The sequence below is a fragment of the Streptomyces sp. cf386 genome, from assembly GCF_900103585.1.
Classification (GTDB): Bacteria; Actinomycetota; Actinomycetes; order Streptomycetales; family Streptomycetaceae; genus Streptomyces.
In genome coordinates, this window is record NZ_FNHV01000012.1 from 1 (window position 1) to 21,067 (window position 21,067).

Genomic DNA, 21,067 nt, shown 5'->3' on the forward strand with positions numbered 1-21,067 from the left:
CATCGTTCGACTTGCATGTGTTAAGCACGCCGCCAGCGTTCGTCCTGAGCCAGGATCAAACTCTCCGTGAATGTTTTCCCGTAATCGGGACGACACATCACGAGAGCGGAACAGCCAGGCGGAATAAGCCCGGCCGTTCACAGCGTCCTCGCTGTGTTTTCTTCAAAGGAACCTCGTCCCAACCGGTGATCCGGCCGGAGACGGGGTATCAACTAATCTGGCGTTGATTTTTGGCACGCTGTTGAGTTCTCAAGGAACGGACGCTTCCTTTGTACTCACCCTCTCGGGCTTTCCTCCGGGCGCTTCCCTTCGTTCTTGCGTTTCCGACTCTATCAGTGTTTTTCCGGCCCTCCGACCACCGACCTGCAGGCATGCAGAAGGTGACCCCGAGATAGGATCTGACAAGTTGGGTGCTGCTGAGCCAGGACACCATGTTGTGTCACTCAGCCCCAGGCAGGAGTACGACTGTACACGCGGCTGCGGAGCGGGTGCAAATCGATTTGAGGTATGGTCTAGACCACTCCGGCACTCCGAAGCGGAACCGGCACTTCATGTGACATACGCTGCTGAACAGTGTGCCGTCCGGCACAGACAGCGACGGCCCATATCGTTCTCCACCCCTGGGAGGCTTCCCATGACCACCGTGACGTCCCCACTGGCAGGACGCGCCGTCGGCCTGGCATCCGTACCGGATCCTGTCTTCTCCGGGGCCATGGTCGGCCCGGGCACTGCCATCGACCCCGTGCGTGAACCCTCCGAGGCCGTGTCGCCCGTGGACGGGGTCATCGTCTCTCTCCATCCGCACGCCTTCGTCGTCGTCGACGATCAGGGCCACGGTGTGCTCACTCACCTCGGTATCGACACGGTGCAGCTCAACGGCGAGGGCTTCGAACTGCTCGTGAACAAGGGCGACACCGTGACGCGCGGCCAGGGCATCGTGCGCTGGAACCCGGCAGCGGTCGAGGAAGCCGGTAAGTCGCCGGTGTGCCCGATCGTGGCCCTCGAGGCCACGGCTGAGGCCCTCTCCGAGCTGCGGGACGAAGGCGATGTGAAGGCTGGCGACAGTCTCTTCGTCTGGAAGTGACGTCGATGCCGCCATATGACGGCATCTAGGGACGATAACCACCGCGGCGGCGGGACCCGCCGCACTATCGGAGACGGGTGAGATGGAGACAACGCTGCGAGGCGTCGGCGTGAGCCACGGTGTGGCCATCGGCGAGGTTCGGCACATGGGAACGGCGGTCCTCGAGCCGCCTGCCAAGCAGATTCCGGCCGAGGAAGCGGAGCGTGAACAGGGGCGCGCCCGTAAGGCCGTGGAGGCTGTTGCAGCCGACCTGATGGCGCGCGGCAATCTGGCGGGGGGCGAAGCCCAGGCGGTGCTCGAGGCGCAGGCCATGATGGCCCAGGACCCTGAGCTGATGGCGGACGTGGACCGGCGGATTGCCGTCGGCAGCACGGCCGAGCGCGCCGTGTACGACGCCTTCGCCGCGTACCGCGAACTGCTGGCGGGTGCCGGTGAGTATCTGGCCGGTCGTGTGGCCGACCTCGATGACGTGCGGAATCGTATCGTCGCTCGTTTGCTCGGGGTCCCCATGCCGGGTGTCCCGGACAGTGACGAGCCCTATGTCCTTGTGGCTCGCGACCTCGCCCCGGCCGACACCGCGCTGCTGGACCCGGCCCTGGTTCTCGGCTTTGTCACCGAGGAGGGCGGGCCGACCAGCCACAGCGCGATTCTGGCGAGGGCGCTCGGCGTGCCGGCCGTGGTTGCGCTACCGGGCGCCGGTGAGCTGGCCGAGGGCACGGTCATCGCTGTGGACGGGAGTACCGGTGACATCTTCGTGAACCCGAGCGACGAGAAGAAGGCCGAGCTGGAGGCTGCCGCCGCCGCGCGCAAGGCCGCTCTCGCTGCGTCGACGGGTCCGGGTGCCACCGCCGACGGTCACAAGGTGCCGCTGCTGGCCAACGTCGGCGGACCGTCCGACGTTCCGGCCGCTGTCGAGGCGGGTGCTGAGGGTGTCGGTCTGTTCCGCACCGAGTTCCTCTTCCTGGACGACAGCAAGCAGGCGCCGTCGGAGGAGAAGCAGGTCGAGGCCTACCGGCAGGTTCTTGAGGCCTTCCCCGAGGGCCGGGTCGTCGTACGTGTCCTGGACGCGGGCGCGGACAAGCCGCTTGACTTCCTGACGCCGGCCGATGAGCCGAACCCAGCCCTGGGTGTGCGCGGTCTGCGGACGCTGCTGGACCACCCCGAGGTGCTGCGCACCCAGCTGACGGCACTCGCGAAGGCTGCGGAGGGGCTGCCCGTCTACCTCGAGGTCATGGCCCCGATGGTGGCAGACCGGACCGACGCGAAGGCGTTCGCGGACGCCTGTCGTGCGGCTGGGCTACAGGCGAAGTTCGGTGCGATGGTCGAGATTCCGTCGGCCGCGCTGCGGGCGCGCTCGATTCTCCAGGAAGTCGAGTTCCTGTCACTGGGGACGAACGACCTCGCGCAGTACACCTTCGCCGCGGACCGTCAGGTGGGTGCGGTGTCCCGTCTGCAGGATCCATGGCAGCCCGCGCTGCTCGACCTGGTCGCGCTGTCCGCCGAGGCGGCGAAGGCCGAGGGCAAGAGCTGCGGTGTCTGCGGCGAGGCGGCGTCCGACCCGCTGCTGGCGTGTGTGCTGACCGGTCTGGGTGTCACCTCCCTCTCCATGGGGTCGGCGTCGATTCCCTACGTCCGGGCGACGCTGGCGAAGTACACGCTGGCGCAGTGCGAGCGTGCTGCTGCGGCGGCGCGTGCGGCGGACAGTGCCGAAGAGGCGCGCAATGCGGCTCAGGCGGTGCTGTCCGGCGAGTAGCCGGAGCGAGACGGCGCGTGCCGGTTCGTGTGGGGCGCTCCACCCGTGGGTGGAGCGCCCCAGTTGCGTTCAGTGGTCGTGGCCCGGTGCCGCCTCCTCGTCACCAAGATCCGGTGGTACGCAGTAGTCGACACCTGATTCCGGGGCGATGAGGTCTCCTGAATCGACGTCGGTGCAATAGGCGTCGAAGACTTCACCCGCGGTGAGGGGCTCCAGGCCGTCTCCCCGCAGGCGCCATCCGTAGATGCGGTCGGAGGTGCCGGGGGCGCTGGTCCGCATGACGAGTCCGCCAGGGCTCCGGGTAGCGAGGCCGAGGGCGAGAACCGTGGTGAACTCCAGTAGTTCGGCTTCGTCGAGGTGGGTGGCGCCCTGTGCGTCCTCATCGGCGTGCAGGACGGAGACGAGTGTTTCCGGTGTTCCCGTGACACTGCAGACGAGGTGTCGGCTGCCCGGCTGGGCCGTGTCCAGGATGCGGACGAGAAGGTCGGAGGCGCGGGTAAAGGCCGCACGGCCGAAGTCCTCGCCACAGGTGGCGCAGGTGCCGAGGCGTGCCAGGAGTGTGGCCGCGTACTCCCAGGTGGCTTGTCGGACGGCTTCGTCGACGAGCACCGGGACGAGGTCTGTCAGCGGCTGGCCTTCGTAGCAGACGGTGGGGCCGGTGGTCGCGAGTTCGGCGGTGAAGCGTGTGCGGCTCGACGCGTTGTCGGGGTCCAGGCCCATTGCCGCGCAGAACTCGGCGTACTCCTGCGGATCGAAGAGGGCGATCGTCGTGTGGCTGCCTTGGGAGGCCCGTGTCCTGAGGAGGGCTTCCACCTGTTCCAGATAGATCTTGTGGTCGTCGAAGGTGAAGCTGCGGTAGCGCCGCATGGCACGGAGGTCGTGCTCGTCGGTCAGCAGGCCGATCGTGCCGGCGATTTCGCGGCGCAGAACGCGTCGCATCGTCTGGTGGTCGGTGTGCGCCATCTTTCCCCCTGTGTGCAGTCGATCAATGCTCACTCACAGTAACCGGGGGCACTGACAACGGCGTCGGGGTGAGCGGAGCGCGGACGCAAGCAGGGGCATTCGTGCAGGTCGGAGGATGGTGACGCGGTGTGGTCGGCCTCGGACGTCGCCGTGGTTCACGTCCGAGGCCGGGGTGTCTCGGTCAGGCGCGCTTACGGGCGAGTTCCTCGTAGAAATGCAGGAGGTCGAGGTTGTCGATGGAGCCCGGATTGACCGCCTTCTCAAGAGGTGTGCCCTGGAGGAGACGTTTGACCGGGACCTCGATGCGCTTGCCGGTCAGGGTGTGGGGAACGCCGGGGACCTCGATGATCTCGTCGGGGACGTGACGTGGAGACAGCTGTTCGCGGATGGTCTGCTTGATGCGGTTCAGGAGGGTCTCGTCGAGCACGGCTCCGGGTACCAAGTGCACGAACAAGGGCATCCAGTAGCCGCCGTCGGGCTGTTCGATGCCGATGACGAGGGATTCCTTGATCTCGGGGAGGCGCTCCACGGCTTCGTAGATGTCGGCCGATCCCATGCGGACGCCTTGGCGGTTGAGTGTCGAGTCGGAGCGGCCGTGGATGACGACGGAGCCGCGTGAGGTGACGGTGATCCAGTCGCCGTGGCGCCAAACGCCCGGATAGGTGTCGAAGTAGCTGTCGTGGTACCGGCTGCCGTCGGGGTCGTTCCAGAAGTAGATCGGCATGGACGGCATGGGGTTGGTGACCACGAGCTCGCCCACCTCGTCGGTGAGGGGGTTGCCGCTGGGGTCCCAGGACTGCAGGTCGGTGCCCAGGCCGGGGGCCTGGAGTTCGCCGATGTACACAGGCAGCGTGGGCACGGCTCCGGCGAAGCAGGAGCACACGTCCGTGCCGCCGCTGACGGAGGCGATCCAGAGGTCGTCGCGGACTTCGTCGTGCAGCCAGCGGAATCCATCGGGGGGAAGCGGTGATCCTGTAGTCGCGACGCACTGCACCTTGGAGAGGTCGAAGTCACGGCCGGGGCGTACGCCGGCTTTGCGACAGGCCATGACGTACGCGGCCGAGGTGCCGTAGAGGGTGGCTTCCGTGCGTTCGGCGATGCGCCACTGGGCGCCCGTGTCGGGATAGCCCGGGCTGCCGTCGTAAAGGACGATCGTGGTACCGGTGAGGAGGCCGGAGACAAGGAAGTTCCACATCATCCAGCCTGTCGAGGTGTACCAGAAGAAACGGTCCTCGGGGCCCAGGTCGCAGTGCAGGCCGAGCTGTTTGAGGTGCTCGACGAGGATGCCGCCCTGAGACTGGACGATGGCCTTGGGGAGGCCGGTCGTGCCGGAGGAGTAGAGCACCCAGAGGGGGTGGTCGAAGGGGACGGGCTCGAAGACCGGTTCCTGGTCTGCGGCTGTGAGGGCGGACCACTCCAGCGCGCCCTCGGGGGCCTCGGTGCCGAGGAGCGGGATGTGCACCACGGCACGCAGAGTGGGCAGCTCGCGCCGGAGCTCGGCGATGATGTCGCGGCGGTTGTGCTCCTTGCCTCCGTAGCGGTAGCCGTCGACGGTGAACAGCACGACCGGCTCGACCTGCTGGAAGCGGTCCAGGACGCTGCGGGCGCCGAAGTCGGGGGCGCAGGAGGTCCAGACGCCGCCGACGGCGGCCGTGGCGAGGAGGGCGACGACGGCCTGCGGGATGTTCGGGAGGTAGCCGCTGACACGGTCTCCTGGGCGTACACCCAGGGCGCGCAGCTCGGCGGCGAGGGAGCCGACCTGGCGGCGCAGCTCGGACCAGGTCACGGGGCGGGGCTCGTGGGATTCGTCGACGTAGAGGAGTGCGGGCTCGTCGGCGCGGGTCGCGGCGGCGCGCAGGGCGTGCTCGGCGTAGTTCACGGTGGCGCCGGGGAACCATTGGGCGCCGGGCATCGAGCGATCGGCCAGCACGCGCGGGGAGGGGGTGGAGAAGCGTACGTCGAACCACTCGGTGACGGCTTTCCAGAAGGTGTCCAGTTCGTCGACCGACCAGCGGTGCAGGGCCGCGTAGCCACCCCCGGCGGGGGCGCCGTGGTTTTCCGCCGCCCAGGCCTGGAACTTGGTGACCTGAGCCCGTGCGATGCGCTGAGGATCTGGCTGCCAGAGCGGCTGGGGATTCACGGTCGACATGGGGCGGCTCCCGGACTGTGCGCGTCGTGTGCGTCTTCCGCGCACGGCTGGGGTGTGCGCGCGACGCGGATGACACGGACGATGCCATGTGATCGACTTCTGCACCAGGGTGCGCCCCACATAGTCCGTGTCGTGAAGATGTGGTCCCGGCACGGGTGAACGGCAGTTGAACGGCACGCATGTGTGGGGCGGTCGATGGCAGGCTGAGCAGCATGGACGGTCGTGACCTGGTGCGTTCGATGAAGGCGGTCGGTTCGGTGGGAGCGGCCCAGGGGTTGCGTACCGTACGAGCTGCGTGGCGCAGGAAGCGCGCCGACGCCGAGGGGCTGCCGCCCCGGGGCGCAGAGCGCGCTCGGGTGCCCGGGCCCGTGCAGGAGGTTCAGCCCGGTCCTGGCGGTGGCGTCATCCGGTTCAGCCGGTCAGAGCTGCGCGTCGTCGTCACCGTGAACGGGGCTGTCTTCTGGGGGTGGGACGGGGCTGCACCGGAGCCGTCGTACGCGCTTGCGGGCCGCTGTCCGGAGCCGGATCCGCGGGCTGTGCTGGAGCCCGACAAGGACGGTGGCTGGCGTGTCGTGGCCGAGCGGGTGACGGTCGTCATCTCGCGGCACGGCGCCGTGGAAGTGCAGACACCTGGTGGTGTGACACTGCGCCGTGACCTGCCGCCGCGTTGGTGGGAGCCGGTCGACGGTGGGTCGGCGCGCTGGATGCAGCGGTCGGAGGTGGCCGCGGACGCGCGGTTCTTCGGGCTGGGAGGCCGAGCGTCGGGGCCCCGGCTGAAGGACGGGACGTACCGGCTGTGGAACACCGACCCGGGCCGTGCGTTCGGTCCTGGCGACGACCCGCTGTACATCACCATGCCGGTGCAGTTGGTGGTGGCCGACGCGGCCACACATCTGGTGTTCCACGACACCTCGTGGGACGGCACTGTGACGCTGAGGGAGGGTGAGGAGGGCGCGGGCTCCGGGCATGACCGGGCGGGGACCAGCGACCTGCGGATGGATGGGGGTCCGCTGCGCTGCTGGGTGATGGTGGGCACTCCCGCGCGCGTGCTGCTCGTCTGGGCCTCCCTCACCGGTGCGGCCGCGCTGCCGCCCGCTTGGGCGCTGGGCCACCATCACGCGCGGTGGGGCTTCGGCAGCGAGCAGGAGGTGCGGCGGATCGTTTCGGGCTACCAGGAGCGGGATCTGCCGCTGGACGCGGTCCATCTGGACATCGACCACTATGACGAGCACCAGGTGTTCACGGTCGACCAAGACGGCTTCCCCAAACTGCCGCAGCTCGCCGAGGACTTGCGACGGGACGGGATCCGGCTGGTCTCGATCATCGACCCTGCGGTCAAGGCCGCGCCGGGCAATGCCGTGTACGACAGCGGGACGGCCGAGGACGCGTTTGTCAGGGGCGCCTCAGGGCGGCAAGTGCGGGGCGTGGTGTGGCCGGGAGAGGCGGTCTTTCCGGACTTCACGCACGCGCGCGTGCGGCAATGGTGGGGTGGGCTGTACGAGGAGCGGCTGGCACAGGGTTTTTCGGGGTTCTGGCATGACATGAACGAGCCGACGTCGTTCGCCGCCTTCGGGGAGTCGACTCTGCCGCGTTCGGCCCGGCACTCCCTGGACGGGCGCGACGGGGACCACCAGGAGGCGCACAACGTCTACGGCCTGTGCATGGCCAGGGCGGGCTACGAGGGGCTGCGCAACCTGGCTCCCGAGGAGCGGCCCTTCGTCTTCTCGCGGTCCGGATGGGTCGGCCTGCAGCGCTACGGGGGGACCTGGTCGGGCGATGTGGCCACGGGCTGGCCTGGTCTGCGGGCGTCGCTGTCACTCGTCATGGGCCTGGGACTGTGCGGGGTGCCTTACTCGGGGCCGGACGTGGGCGGGTTCGACGGGAGTCCTTCGCCGGAGCTGTATCTGCGGTGGTTCCAGTTGGCCGCGTATCTGCCGCTGTTCCGTACGCACGCGAGTCTGCGGGCGGGACGCAGGGAGCCTTGGGAGTTCGGTCCCGAAGTGCTGGAGCACGCGCGCGTGGCGCTCGTCGAGCGGCGGAGGCTGCTGCCGTACTTCGTGACGCTGGCGCATCTGGCCCGGCGCACAGGGGCCCCGTATGTACGTCCGCTGTGGTGGTCGGGGCCCGAGGAGCGGGCGCTGCGCGACTGCGAGGATGCGTTTCTGCTGGGCGACTGTCTGCTGGTGGCGCCCATGCTGGATCCGGGCGCTGACCGGCGTGCGGTGCAGCTGCCGCGAGGGCGCTGGTACGACACGGCGACGGGGCGGGCGTACGAAGGACCGGGGCAGATTCTCGTCGACGCGCCCCTGTCCCGGATCCCGGTGCTCGCGCGCGCGGGTGCCGTCGTCCCGGTACGCGGGGACGACGGCGGGTTGGAGTTGGAGGTGTGGGCGCCTGCCCGGGGGCGTACCGGGGGCGGGCTGGTGGTGCCGGACGCGGGTGACGGCTGGGACGAACCGGAGATCGAGCGCTACCTCACCCGCTGGGAGGGCGGGAAGCTGGTCGTGGAGCTGGAGCATGAGGACGGCATGATCGCGTCGCCTCGTCCGGTGCGCATACGAGGGCTCGAGGAGCGGTGAACTCAGAGGTAGCGGCCCTCGAAGAACGCCCGTACGGCCAGCGTGTGCAGCGGGAAGGCGAGCTCCTCCGGCCTGCGCAGAAGGTGCCAACCCTCGGTCTCGTCCGTGGCGGCCGACGCCGGCAGGCGGTCGACGGACCGTTCCGGAAGGAGGCCGAACAGCAGCAGGTGCCCGTCCGGGGAGCTCATCGCGTCGACGAGACGTACGTCGCGGCCGGCCGCGTCGATGCCGGTTTCTTCCTTGAGTTCGCGGACGACGGCCTGCCGCCAGTCCTCGCGGTCGTCGAGGTAGCCGCCGGGCAGGGCGATGCCTCCGCGCGCGGGGGCGATGGTTCGGGTGATGACGACCAGGGCTGTGCCCTTCGTGTCGTACACGGGCTGGAGCGCGATCGCTACCGGCAGCGGATTGCGGTAGGCCACGGTGTCGCACGCCGGGCAGGTGCGGGGCCAGCCGGAGACGCCCTCTCCGTAGGGCGCGCCGCAGCTCGAACAGTGGGAATCCGCTGCGGAGTTGGGGATGGAGGCTTGAGTTTCGGACACGCGGCGGACTGTATCCGATCAGTGGAAGGGCGTCTTCCGGGGGCCGGTCATCAGGGCCTGGTGAGGGATTTCCAGGACACGGGGAAGTCGAAGAAGGTGTCCGGATAGGGCTCCGGCTTGTAGGTGTAGTGCCACCACTCCTCGGCGAGGTTCACGAATCCGAGGGCTTCGAGGGTGCCCTTGAGCAGCAGCCTGTTGGCGCGCTGTTCGCCCTGGATGCGCGGGTCAAGGGTGTGCGAGAGGGTGTCGAAGCAGTCGAATCCGGTGCCCATGTCGACTGAGTTGTCGGGGAAGCGCTCGCCCTGGGGTGCGTAGCAGGGTACGAGGGGCTCTCCCGGCACGTACGGCCTGGTGGGCTTCGCCGGCAGCCGGACGATCGTCAGGTCCATGGTCGAGCCTCGGCTGTGGCCGGATTTCTCCGCGATGTAACCGTCCTCGAACAGGCGGGTCTTGTCGACGTTCGGGTAGAACTCGGCCTTCATGGCCTGGTCGTCGAGGTCCTTGGCCCAGCGCACGAAGTGGTCGACGGCGCGTTGCGGCCGGTAGCAGTCGTACACCTTGAGCGTGTAGCCCTGGCGCAGCAGCTGCTTCTGGGCCTTGTGGAGCGCTTCCGCAGCGGGGCGGGTGAGGATGCAGAGGGGCTGCCGGTAGCCGTCGATGCGCTCGCCCACGAAGTTGTGCGGGGTGAAGTACCGCATCTCCTGAACGATGGTGGGATCCACGGTTCTCAGCGCCACGAAGTCCTTCGGCGCCTTGGGCTCGGTCTTCGCCTGAGCGGTGGCGGGGGCGACGGTCACGGCCAGCAAGGTGGCGAGCGTGGTGACCAGTCCCCGTGCCGCGGTCGAGAGTCGTGTCATGTCTCCTGCATCTATCAGGAATTCGCTCTGTCGGGGAAGCGATCGGATGCAGTTCGCCCTTCGGGCCGCCCTGCCGCTTTCCGGTTGCCCGTGGCACACTTCTGACGTCCCGTCAGGTCTGTTGCGAGGAGGGGCTGTGCCACGCACACGCACACCAGTGGTCGCCGGATGGTTCTCCGGTGGCGGGGACGACTTCCGGCTTCTCGGCACCCGGTGCTCTGTCTGTGCCTCGGTCTTCTTTCCCCGCGACGACACTCACTGCCGCAACCCGGACTGCTCGGGCGGCGAACTGGAGGAGGTCCCGCTGTCCCGACACGGGCGTGTCTGGTCGTACACGGACAGCCGGTACCGGCCTCCGTCACCCTATGTGACCGATCCGGAACTTCCGTGGGAGCCGTACACGTTGATCGCTGTGGAGCTGGTGGCCGAGCGCCTCGTGGTGCTGGGACAGGCGGCTCCCGGTGTCACCGTCGCCGATCTGGCGGTGGGCATGGAGGTGGAGGTCGTTCCAGGGGTCCTTCATGAGGACGCGGAGACGATCTGGACGACTTGGCAGTGGCGACCGACGGGGGTGACGGCATGACGGAAGAGGTTGCGGTGCTCGGCGCGGGCATGCATCCCTGGGGCAAGTGGGGGCGCAGTTTCGTCGAGTACGGCGCGGTGGCGGCCCGCGCAGCACTCGCTGATGCGGGACTGAAGTGGCGGGACATCGGGGCGATTGTCGGCGCGGACACCGTGCGGGGCGGCTATCCGGGGTATGTGGCCGGGGCGACGTTCGCCAAAGCGCTCGGCTGGCAGGGCGCCCGGGTCACGAGCGTGTACGCCGCGTGCGCTTCCGGGGCACAGGCCATCAACACCGCGCGGGCTCAGATACTTTCGGGTCTGTCGGACGTCGTGCTGGTGGTCGGTGCGGATGCGGCTCCCAAGGGGTTCTTCCGGCCTGCGGGCGGCGACCGGCCCGACGATCCGGACTGGCTGCGTTTCCGTGTCCTCGGTGCGACCAATCCGACGTACTTCGGGCTGTACGCGCGTCGGCGGATGGCCGTGCACGGGGACACACCGGAGGACTTCGCCCAGGTCAAGGTGAAGAACGCCGCAGTCGGCGCACTGAACCCCTACGCGCGCTACCGCAAGCCGGTGACCGCAGAGGAGGTCGCCACGTCCGCCGTGGTCGCCGATCCCCTGCGGCTGCTCGACATCTGCGCGACCTCCGACGGAGGAGCGGCTCTCGTGCTGGCCGGCATGGAGTTCGCGCGGCGGCACGGGGCCAGGGATCCGGTGCGGATCCGGGCGGTGTCCACCGTGACGCCGCGTTACCCCAACACCGTCCTGGATCTGCCCGACATCGCGACGGACTCCGCTGTGGCGGTGCGACCGGCGGCCGAGACGTTCCGTGAGTCAATCGCGCACGCGGCCTACGAGGAAGCGGGCGTCGGCCCGGAGGAGCTGTCCTTCGCCGAGGTCTACGACCTGTCCACCGCCCTGGAGTTGCAGTGGTACGAGGATCTCAGGCTCTGCGGCGAGGGGGAGGCCACGAAGCTGCTGCGGGAGGGTACGACGACGCTGGGCGGCCGCATACCCGTGAATGTGAGCGGTGGGCTGGCCTCCTTCGGGGAGGCGGTTCCGGCTCAGGCGATCGCCCAAGTATGCGAACTCACCTGGCAGTTGAGAGGCGACGCGGGTGATCGGCAGGTCACCGGGGCACGCGTAGGGATCTCGGCGAATCAGGGGCTGTTCGGGCACGGGTCGGCGGTGATCGCGGTGCGGTGAGGTGCGGGGGCGCGACGGGCACACGGCGGCGGTCCCGCAAGCGTGGCGCCATCGTCGTAGGACCGAGGCCAGCCAGGTATGTCTACGGTGTGTGACCGACCCGGAATCCTGCGTGAACGTCTTATGAACTGGGCTCGGGCGTGCTCCAGCGGCGCCATCATGCTCCCGTGGACTCCTGGACGGATACTCTCCGCTTCGCTTTCCAACCAGTGGTCAATCTGACGACCAGCGGGGTCGCGGGGCTGGAGATACTTGCCCGCCCGGAGACCGGCGACGTCCTGGCCGAGGCTCGTCGTGATCCCGAACTCGACGGCAGGCTTGCCGTGTTGGCGTTTCGTGCGGCAGCTCGCAAGGAGGCGTTGCTGCCTCTCTACGTGAACGTGTTCGCCGGTACCCTCGCCGACCTCGGTGGGCTCACTCCTCTGCACGACGCCGTGCGTGCGGCGGGGCGGCTGCCGTGGGAGGTGACGATCGACGTCGGTCCGCCGTACACGCATGTGCCTCAGCAGGCGCTGCTGGAGGCGATCGGCTCGCTGCGGGACCAGGGTTTCCGGATCAGTGCGGACGGTGTCGGCGACGGGGACGTACCGCTTCGGTTGCTCACCGACATGGCGCCCGATCTGGTGAAGCTCGACGCGTCCATGCTGGCGCGCCCGGCGGCGGTACGGGCGATGCGGACGCTGTGCGACCAGATGGCGGCGCTCCTGTGTGTCGAGGGTGTGGAGACGGAGCTGCAGTGCGGGTCCGCCAGGGCGGCGGGTGCGCAGCTGGCTCAGGGCGAGCTGTTCGCCCCGCCGGCTCGGCTGCCCGCGGCGGAGGTATACGTTCCGCCGCGCTCCACCGGACTGGCGGTGACGCCACGCTCCGGGCCGTCGGTGCGGGAGTTCGTGCGGCCGGCCGCGCTGCTGCCCGCCACCGCGTCGGCGGGCCAGGTCCGGGCGCTGCTGACCGGGTCGCCGGAGGTGTCCGGGGTGCTGCTGGTGGACACGAACGGTGTCCCGGTGCGGTCGGTGCATCGTTCCCGGTTCCTGCTGTCGATGTCGGGCCGCTACGGCCACGCCCTGTACTCCGACCGGCCCGCGGCCAAGCTCGGAGATCCGCCACGCACGGTGGGTGTCGACGCCACCGCGTGGGAAGTGCTGGACGTGGTCGCCGTCGGTGGCCGAGACCGTACGTCGGACGATGTGGCTGTGGTCGACCGGTACGGCCGGTGCGTGGGCGTCGTCCGGCTCGCCGACCTCGTGCGGGCACTCGCCGAGACCCGGGTCGAGGAGGCCGCGGGGCTCAATCCGCTGACCCGGCTGCCCGGGTCGGACGCGATCACCGGTGAGGTGGACCGGCGGATCGCGGACGGACGGACGTTCGCACTGACTTGGCTGGATGTGGACCATTTCAAGCAGGTCAACGACGGGGCCGGGTTCGCGGCGGGTGACGAGCTGATCCGGTCGGTGGGGCGGCTGCTTCAGCACGCGGCGTCGGACAGCACTCGCGTGGGCCACATCGGCGGAGACGACTTCCTGGTGCTGGCGGATCCGGAGGGGCTGAGTCCGCTGGCCGTCTCCGTGCTGGACGCACCCTGGTCGGCGGGTGGACGTCCGGTCACGTTGTCCCTGGCCACGGTGTTGTGCGAGCCCGGGAGCGTGACGGACCACCGGCAGGCGGCATCCTGTCTGGCGCCACTGAAGAAGGCGGCGAAGTCCCTCAGCGGGGCGAGCTGGGTGCTGGGCCGCGCGGGGCTGCCCGGGCACGAGATCCTTCGCGGAGTGGAGGCGGCCACCGCTCCGGCAGAGTGCGCGGTGGCGGAGCCCGGCAGGGGGTGAGACGCTTTCCCCACGAGGTCGGCGGTGGCCGAAAGGTGACCGCAGCCCTCAGCGCATCCATGACCTTTGGCACTGCCGGGTCCAGCAGGAACGGGCCTGCCTGCCGGCCTCAGCAGAGCCTCGGTGTCCGTCCCACCCCAGAGTGGGCGTGACGGCGCACGGGCGGTGTGGGTCCGTGACCCGTCGGCACGCCCTCAACCGTTGGCGTCGGCGACCTTGACGCCCCCTGGACGCCGGTGAACACTTCCCGGTGTCAGCCGACATCGCTGCACATTCTCGGCGTATCCACGCAGTGCGCCGCGCGTTCCGCCTGCACCCAGGCCCCCTCCCCCACAGGTGATTCGGCTGCGACGGCACGCTCGTCACGGATGCCGGGCGGGGCGCGGGACCTCCCTGCCTTCGGCTGATGTCGCCATGGGAAACGCACCCCGCACGAAGAACCGGGGCCGATCGTCCCGGCCAGGGCCTAGGAGCCGCAATGACAAACGGAGACATATTCCTCGGTGAGGTCATCGGTACCGCGATTCTGATCCTCTTCGGGGCCGGAGTGGTCGCCGCGGTCGTACTCAACTACTCCAAGGCGAAGGATGCGGGCTGGGTCGTCATCGCCTTCGGCTGGGGCTTCGGCGTCATGGCCGGCGCGTACACCGCCGCACCGCTGTCAGGCGGGCAACTCAACCCTGCTGTAACGGTCGGGATCGCCATAGACACCGGGGTGTGGGACAAGGTCCACATCTACATCGCCGGCCAGATGGTCGGTGCGATCCTCGGTGCCGTGCTGTGCTGGCTTGTCTACTACGCACAGTTCCAGGCCAATGCCGAGGAGGACAAGGCACAGCCGACCCTCGGGATCTTCTCCACCGCGCCCACGATCCGCAATCCCGTCGCGAACCTCATCACCGAGATCATCGCGACGATGGCGCTGGTGCTGCCGATCCTCGCCTTCGGCCTGACCAAGGGGCTCGGCGAGAACGGCACGGCGATTCTGATCGTCTCGTTCCTGGTGGTCGGCATCGGTATGTCGCTCGGTGGTCCGACCGGATACGCCATCAACCCGGCCCGTGACCTGGGCCCCCGCATCGTCCACGCCCTGCTCCCGATCCCCAACAAGGGCACCTCGGACTGGAGCTACTCGTGGATTCCGGTGGTGGGACCACTGATCGGCGCGGTGCTGTCCGGGCTCATCTTCAACGCAGCCTTCTGAAGGAACCGACGAAGGGGACGTCATGACGGACAAGTTCGTCGCCGCTATCGACCAGGGCACGACCTCGAGCCGCTGCATCATCTTCAACCAGGACGGCGCGATCGTGGCCGTCGACCAGCGCGAGCACCGCCAGATCTTCCCCAAACCCGGGTGGGTGGAGCACGACGCCACCGAGATCTGGTCGAAGGTGCAGGCGGTGGTCGCCGGCGCGATCGCCAAGGCGGGGCTGCGCACCGACCAGCTCAGCGCGCTCGGCATCACCAACCAGCGCGAGACGACGGTCCTGTGGGACCGCGCGACGGGCAAGCCGGTGCACAACGCGATCGTGTGGCAGGACACGCGTACGGCGGCGCTGTGCAACCAGCTCGGTGGCTCGGACGGGCAGGATCGTTTCCGCGAGCAGACCGGGCTGCCGCTGGCCAGCTACTTCTCCGGCCCGAAGGCGGCCTGGCTGCTGGACAACGTGCCTGGCCTCAGGGCTCGCGCCGAAAACGGCGAGATCGCCTTCGGCACCATCGACTCCTGGCTGATCTGGAACCTCACCGGCGGCACGGACGGCGGACACCACGTCACCGACGTGACCAATGCCGGCCGCACCATGCTGATGAACCTGGAGACCCTTCAGTGGGACTCCTCGATCCTGTCCGCGATGAACGTCCCGGAGGCCGTCCTTCCGGAGATCAAGTCCTCCGCCGAGGTGTACGGGACCGCTGTCGGACAGCTGGCCGGTGTGCCGGTCGCCTCGGCCCTGGGCGACCAACAGGCGGCGGTGTTCGGGCAGGCCTGCTACGACGTGGGCACGGCGAAGAACACGTACGGCACGGGCAGCTTCCTGCTGCTCAACACCGGCAACCGGCCGGTGCCGTCGAAGAGCGGGCTGCTGACGACCATGGGCTACAAGATCGGCAGCGAGGCGCCCGTGTACTGCCTGGAGGGGTCGATAGCCATAACGGGCGCGCTGGTCCAGTGGTTCCGCGACCAGCTCGGCATCATCCGTACCGCCGACGAGATCGAGCCCCTGGCGGAGAGCGTCGAGGACAACGGCGGCGCGTACATCGTGCCCGCCTTCTCCGGCCTGTTCGCGCCGTACTGGCGTTCCGACGCGCGCGGTGTCATCACCGGGCTGACGCGGTACGTCACCAAGGCGCACCTCGCGCGCGCGGTGCTGGAGGCGACGAGCTGGCAGACGCGCGAGGTCGTGGACGCCATGTTCCAGGACTCCGGGGTCCACATCACGACTCTGAAGGTCGACGGCGGCATGACGAAGAACAACCTGCTCATGCAGCACCAGGCCGACGTGCTCGATGTGCCGGTGATCCGGCCGAAGGTCTCCGAGACGACGTGCCTGGGCGCCGCGTACGCGGCGGGCCTGGCCACCGGGGTGTGGAACGACCTGGACGAGCTCAAGGCCCACTGGGCGAAAGATGTCGAGTGGACACCCTCCATGACCGCCCAGGTACGTGACCGCGAGTACCACAACTGGCGCAAGGCGGTGGAGAAGAGCTTCGGCTGGCAGGAGGACGGCGAGAGCTGAAACGGACGGCCAAGCCGAAGCAATACGGGCGGCTGGAGCCGAAGAACAGTCCACGCGTGCGTGCGACCCGCGTGAGCCACGCGCGCGTGCCATGAGCCGCGGCCCGTACCCCGGTCGGCGGGGGTACGGGCCGTGCCTGTGCGCCGAGGTCAGGTGGTCACGGTCTGCCGGCGGTCCGCCTGGTAGGCCATCGCGTGCTGGACTACGCCGATGAGGATCTCCTTGACGGACTCCCGGTCGCGGGCGTCGCACAGCAGCAGCGGTACGCCGTCGTCGAGGTCGAGGGCCCGCCGGATGTCCTCCGCCGGGTAGCGGGCGGCTCCCTCGAAGCAGTTCACGCCGACGAGGAAGGGTATGGAGCGCCGTTCGAAGTAGTCGACGGCCGCGAAGCAGTCCTCGAGCCGACGGGTGTCCGCGAGGACGACGGCACCGAGCGCGCCTTCCGAGAGCTCGTCCCACATGAACCAGAAACGCTCCTGGCCGGGTGTGCCGAAGAGGTACAGCACCAGGTCCTCGCGCAGGGTGATGCGGCCGAAGTCCATGGCCACGGTGGTGGTGCGCTTGCCCTCGACACCGCTCGTGTCGTCGACGGGGCGTCCGGCCTCGGTGAGCAGTTCCTCGGTGCGCAGCGGCCTGATCTCGCTGACCGCGCCGACGAGGGTGGTCTTGCCCACGCCGAAGCCGCCGGCCACCAGGATCTTGAGCGTGACGGGCTCGACCGGAGGCTTCCCGCGCTCAGAACGCCCGAAGATCATCGATCTCTTCTCCTGCTTGATGGGGGTCGCGCGACGGTGGGCCGTAGCCTCCGCCGCCGGGGGTTTCGATGACGAGTACGTCGCCGGGGCCGACGTCCGCCGAGTCGCTTCCGGCTAGTTCGGTGACCGTGCCGTCCGCGCGTTCGACGCGGTTGGCTCCCAGCGCACCGGGTTCGCCGCCCGCCATGCCGTACGGCGGCACTCTGCGGTGCTGGGACAGCGTGGAGACGGTCATGGGCTCCTGGAACCGGATGCGGCGCACGGCCCCGTCCCCGCCACGCCACTGGCCGGCTCCACCGCTTCCGCGCCGTACGGCGAACTCGTCGAGCTGCACGGGCAGTCGCCACTCCAGCACTTCGGGATCGGTGAGCCGCGAGTTGGTCATGTGGGTCTGGACGACGGGCGCGCCGGGGAACCCGTCGCCCGCGCCGGATCCGGAGGCCACGGTCTCGTAGTACTGGTGGCGTTCGTTGCCAAAGGTGACGTTGTTCATGGTGCCGGAGCCCTCGGCCTGGACGCCCAGCGCGGCGTAGAGGGCACCGGTGATCGCCTGAGAGGTCTCCACGTTGCCCGCGACGACCGCTGCCGGTGGTTCGGGCGCCAGCATGGAACCGGACGGCACGACGATCTCCAGGGGCCGCAGACAGCCGTCGTTGAGCGGGATGTCGTCCGCGACAAGGGTGCGGAAGACGTACAGGACCGCCGCGTTGACGACCGAGAAGGGGGCGTTGAAGTTCGTGGACAGCTGCGGGGACGTTCCGGTGAAGTCGACGGTGGCGGAGCGGTTCTCGCGGTCCACGCGCACGCGTACCCGGATCACGGCGCCGGAGTCGGTCTCGTAGGCGTACGCGCCGTCGTCCAGGGCGTCGATGACGCGGCGCACCGCTTCCTCGGCGTTGTCCTGGACGTGCTTCATGTAGGCCTGGACGACGGCGAGGCCGAAGTTCTCGATCATGCGGGCGACCTCGTCGACGCCTTTCTGGTTGGCGGCGATCTGGGCGCGCAGGTCGGCGAGGTTGGTCTTCGGGTTACGAGACGGGTAGGGCGCCTCGGTGAGCAGGCGGAGGGTCTCCTCCTCGCGGAAGCGGCCCTCCTCGGCGAGCAGCCAGTTGTCGAAGAGGATTCCCTCCTCGTCGATGGTGCGGCTGTCCGCGGGCATGGAGCCGGGAGCGATGCCACCGATCTCGGCATGGTGGCCGCGTGAGGCGACGTAGAAGAGGATCTCCGGATCACCCTCCGTGTTCGCGGTGCTTCCCGCTTCGAAGACCGGGGTGATCACGGTGACGTCGGGGAGATGGGTGCCGCCGTGGTACGGGTCGTTGACGGCGTACGTGTCGCCGGGGCGCATCCGGGAGCGGCGACGCCGGATGACCTCCTTGACGCTCGTGCCCATCGAACCCAGGTGGACGGGGATGTGCGGGGCGTTGGCCACCAGGTTTCCGTCCGGGTCGAAGAGCGCGCAGGAGAAGTCGAGCCGTTCCTTGATGTTGACGGACTGCGCCGTGGACTCCAGGCGGGCGCCCATCTGTTCGGCGATGGACATGAACAGGTTGTTGAAGACCTCCAGAAGAACCGGGTCGGCTTTCGTGTCGATCTCGGAACTCTGCGTAATCGCCACGCGTTCCATGACCAGATGCCCGTCGTCGGTCGTCGCGGCTTGCCAGCCGTGGTCGACGACGGTCGTCGCGCTGGACTCGGTGATGATCGCCGGGCCGGTGACGGTTTCGCCGGGAGGCAGATCCTCGCGGCGATGGAGGGGTACGTCGCGCCAGGTGCCGCCCGTGTGGAGGGGGACGGTCTCCGGGGCTGCCGGGGCGCCTTCAGGGGTGGCCTCGTACGGGGCGAGAGCGGAGAGATCGGGGGGGTCGGTGATGCCGGTGGCTTCGACGGAGAGGGCTTCGACGACGATCGGGCGGTCGAGGGTGAAGGAGTACGTGGCGCGATGACGTTCTTCGAAGGTTCGCCTCATCGTGTCGGGCTCGGTGAGCTCGACGGTGAGGGTGGTGTCGGTGCCGTCGTAGCGGAGTTGGGCACGGCGGGTGACCTCGATGCGGTCCTCTGGGACGTCCTCGTCGAGGAGTTCGGTGCGGGCAGCGGCCTCCAGACCCTCCGCCGTCTTGAGGACGCCGGGCATCGAGGCCGCCTCCAGGGGTGCCTCGACGGACTGTTCGCGCATGGCCGTGGTGTCGGCAAGGCCGATACCGAGCGCGGAGAGGACTCCGGCCATGGGCGGCACGAGCACGGTGCGGATGCCGAGCGAGTCGGCGACCATGCACGCGTGCTGGCCACCTGCGCCACCGAAGGTGGTGAGGGCGTAGCGGGTGACGTCGTGGCCCTTCTGGACGGAGATCCGCTTCACGGCGTTGGCGATATTGGCGACCGCGATCTGCAGGAAGCCCTCGGCGACCTGCTCGGGGGTACGGTCGTCGCCGCTCTGCTCGCGGATCTCGCGCGCGAGCACGGCGAAGCGGTCCCGGACGAGGGTGTCGTCGAGGGGTTGGCCACCGTCGGGGCCGAACACCCTGGGAAAGTGGGCGGATTGGATTCGGCCGAGCATGACGTTGGCGTCGGTGACCGCGAGCGGGCCGCCGCCCCGGTAGCAGGCGGGCCCGGGGTCCGCGCCCGCCGAGTCCGGCCCTACGCGGTAGCGGGAGCCGTCGAAGTGCAGGACGGAACCACCGCCGGCCGCGACGGTGTGGATGTCCAGCATGGGGGCACGCAGCCGGACGCCGGCGATCTGGGTGTGGAAGACGCGTTCGTACTCTCCAGCGAAGTGCGAGACGTCGGTGGAGGTACCGCCCATGTCGAAGCCGATGACGCGGTCGAAGCCGGCGAGCTGCGACATGCGGGCCATGCCGACGATGCCGCCGGCGGGGCCGGAGAGGATGGCGTCCTTGCCGCGGAACTGCCCGGCTTCGGCCAGGCCGCCATTGGACTGCATGAACATCAGCCGTACGCCTTCGAGCTCGTCGGCGACATGCTGGACGTAGCGGCGCAGTACGGGCGAGAGGTAGGCGTCGACGACGGCGGTGTCCCCGCGCGGGACGACTTTCATCAGAGGGCTGACCTCGCTGGACAGCGAGATCTGCGGGAAGCCGATGCGGGCGGCGAGCCTGCCGACGGCCTGTTCGTGGGCGGGATGCAGATGGCTGTGCATGCAGACCACGGCGACAGCGCGGACTCCGTTGTCGTACGCCTCCTGGAGGGGGCCGACGAGGGCGTCCAGGTCGGGCGCGTGCAGGACGGTGCCGTCCGCCGTGATGCGTTCGTCGACCTCGACGACCCGTTCGTACAGCAGCTCGGGAAGTTCGATGCGGCGGGCGAAGATGCGGGGCCGGTTCTGGTAGGCGATGCGCAGGGCATCGCGGAACCCGCGGGTGATGACCAGCAGGGTCCGCTCGCCCTTGCGTTCGAGGAGGGCGTTGGTAGCAACCGTCGTGCCCATGCGGACCGCCTCGATGGGGTCCTGGGAGCTCTCCAGCAGCTCGCGTACGCCGGCGACGGCCGCGTCGGGGTAGCGAGCCGGGTTCTCCGACAGGAGTTTGTGGGTCAGCAGGCGGCCGTCCGGGCGTCGCGCGACGATGTCCGTGAAGGTGCCGCCTCGGTCGACCCAGAACTGCCAGCCTGTCACGTCACTACCCCGCTTCCACGCCGCTCACAGCGCCCGCAGGCCGTTGATCACGTCGCGCAGAATACTCTCGTCCACCAGCTCGGCAGGCGGAACGGGCCGGTTCACATGGACGAATTCCCCGTCCACGAGATCCCCTATGAGGACCCGTACGACTCCGATGGGCAGGTCGAGTTCGGCGGAGAGTTCGGCCACGGACTGCGGGACGTCACGGCACAGCTCGACGATGTCCACGTGTTCCGGGGACAGCGTCGAGTCCGCTTCCGGATCGTCCGCCTGCGGCTCCGCGACGACCACCGCGATCAGGTCGAGACGGTGCTGGGCCGCACTGGTGGTGCGGCCACGTGTCATCGCGTACGGGCGGACGACCGGCCCGGCGTCGTCGTCGAACCAGTGGCTTCTTCCCTGACCCTCAGCGCTCATGCCATCCCA

15 protein-coding genes and 1 rRNA gene are annotated in these 21,067 nt (G+C 69.0%); 8 read left to right on the plus strand and 8 right to left on the minus strand.

What is annotated here, in order from left to right; translation table 11 throughout:
* A 16S ribosomal RNA gene (locus tag BLU79_RS28520) occupies positions 1-71 on the minus strand; the annotation flags it as partial.
* 563 nt (positions 72-634) lie between these two features.
* Here BLU79_RS28520 and BLU79_RS28525 point away from each other — a divergent pair.
* Positions 635-1,084, plus strand: coding sequence for a PTS sugar transporter subunit IIA (locus tag BLU79_RS28525; protein WP_093908807.1), 450 nt, complete (start codon positions 635-637; stop codon positions 1,082-1,084).
* 82 nt (positions 1,085-1,166) lie between these two features.
* Positions 1,167-2,837: a phosphoenolpyruvate--protein phosphotransferase gene (gene ptsP / locus BLU79_RS28530; RefSeq protein ID WP_093908808.1), complete on the plus strand. Its 1,671-nt coding sequence runs from the start codon at positions 1,167-1,169 to the stop codon at positions 2,835-2,837.
* A gap of 69 nt (positions 2,838-2,906) precedes the next feature.
* Here the strand turns inward: ptsP and BLU79_RS28535 are convergent, their stop codons facing one another.
* Positions 2,907-3,800 carry a hypothetical protein gene (locus BLU79_RS28535; protein ID WP_093908809.1) on the minus strand — a complete coding sequence of 298 codons (894 nt, stop codon included), beginning with the start codon at positions 3,798-3,800 and terminating at the stop codon, positions 2,907-2,909.
* Between the two features lie 181 nt (positions 3,801-3,981).
* Positions 3,982-5,949, minus strand: a complete 1,968-nt coding sequence (locus tag BLU79_RS28540; RefSeq protein WP_093908810.1) for an acetoacetate--CoA ligase — start codon at positions 5,947-5,949, stop codon at positions 3,982-3,984.
* A 212-nt stretch (positions 5,950-6,161) separates the two neighbouring features.
* Between BLU79_RS28540 and BLU79_RS28545 the strand changes: the two genes are divergently transcribed.
* Positions 6,162-8,528, plus strand: coding sequence for a glycoside hydrolase family 31 protein (locus tag BLU79_RS28545; protein ID WP_093908811.1), 2,367 nt, complete (start codon positions 6,162-6,164; stop codon positions 8,526-8,528).
* Positions 8,529-8,530: 2 nt separating this feature from the next.
* Here BLU79_RS28545 and BLU79_RS28550 read toward each other — a convergent pair whose 3' ends face one another.
* Together BLU79_RS28550 and BLU79_RS28555 are read right to left on the minus strand one after the other, a co-directional pair.
* Positions 8,531-9,067 (minus strand): NUDIX domain-containing protein, encoded by a 537-nt coding sequence (locus BLU79_RS28550; protein WP_093908812.1) that lies wholly within the window; start codon positions 9,065-9,067, stop codon positions 8,531-8,533.
* Positions 9,068-9,117: 50 nt separating this feature from the next.
* Entirely contained in the window at positions 9,118-9,924 is an 807-nt protein-coding gene (locus BLU79_RS28555) for a M15 family metallopeptidase (RefSeq protein WP_093908813.1), read from the minus strand.
* Positions 9,925-10,081: 157 nt separating this feature from the next.
* On the opposite strand from BLU79_RS28555, the gene BLU79_RS28560 reads away from it, so the two are divergent.
* From BLU79_RS28560 to glpK, 5 genes are all read left to right on the plus strand, one after another.
* Entirely contained in the window at positions 10,082-10,507 is a 426-nt protein-coding gene (locus BLU79_RS28560) for a Zn-ribbon domain-containing OB-fold protein (RefSeq protein ID WP_093909079.1), read from the plus strand.
* Complete coding sequence (locus tag BLU79_RS28565; protein WP_177001220.1) at positions 10,504-11,694, plus strand: lipid-transfer protein; 1,191 nt, start codon at positions 10,504-10,506, stop codon at positions 11,692-11,694. The genes BLU79_RS28560 and BLU79_RS28565 overlap by 4 nt, the downstream gene beginning before the upstream one ends.
* A gap of 167 nt (positions 11,695-11,861) precedes the next feature.
* On the plus strand, positions 11,862-13,514 hold the full coding sequence (locus tag BLU79_RS28570) for an EAL domain-containing protein (RefSeq protein ID WP_093909080.1): 1,653 nt from the start codon (positions 11,862-11,864) through the stop codon (positions 13,512-13,514).
* A gap of 478 nt (positions 13,515-13,992) precedes the next feature.
* Complete coding sequence (locus tag BLU79_RS28575; RefSeq protein WP_093908815.1) at positions 13,993-14,718, plus strand: MIP/aquaporin family protein; 726 nt, start codon at positions 13,993-13,995, stop codon at positions 14,716-14,718.
* A 22-nt stretch (positions 14,719-14,740) separates the two neighbouring features.
* A complete protein-coding gene (gene glpK / locus BLU79_RS28580; RefSeq protein WP_093908816.1) occupies positions 14,741-16,252 on the plus strand; it encodes a glycerol kinase GlpK in 1,512 nt (503 codons plus the stop codon).
* Positions 16,253-16,401: 149 nt separating this feature from the next.
* Here glpK and BLU79_RS28585 read toward each other — a convergent pair whose 3' ends face one another.
* Genes BLU79_RS28585 through BLU79_RS28595 form a run of 3 tightly spaced genes read right to left on the minus strand, consistent with a single transcriptional unit; the run spans position 16,402 to position 21,058 of the window.
* Positions 16,402-17,007, minus strand: a complete 606-nt coding sequence (locus BLU79_RS28585) for a GTP-binding protein (RefSeq protein ID WP_093908817.1) — start codon at positions 17,005-17,007, stop codon at positions 16,402-16,404.
* Complete coding sequence (locus tag BLU79_RS28590; RefSeq protein ID WP_093908818.1) at positions 16,988-20,638, minus strand: hydantoinase B/oxoprolinase family protein; 3,651 nt, start codon at positions 20,636-20,638, stop codon at positions 16,988-16,990. Before BLU79_RS28590 ends, BLU79_RS28585 begins: the two co-directional genes overlap by 20 nt.
* 24 nt (positions 20,639-20,662) lie before the next feature.
* Positions 20,663-21,058, minus strand: a complete 396-nt coding sequence (locus tag BLU79_RS28595) for a DUF742 domain-containing protein (RefSeq protein WP_093908819.1) — start codon at positions 21,056-21,058, stop codon at positions 20,663-20,665.
* Positions 21,059-21,067 lie beyond the last annotated feature (9 nt).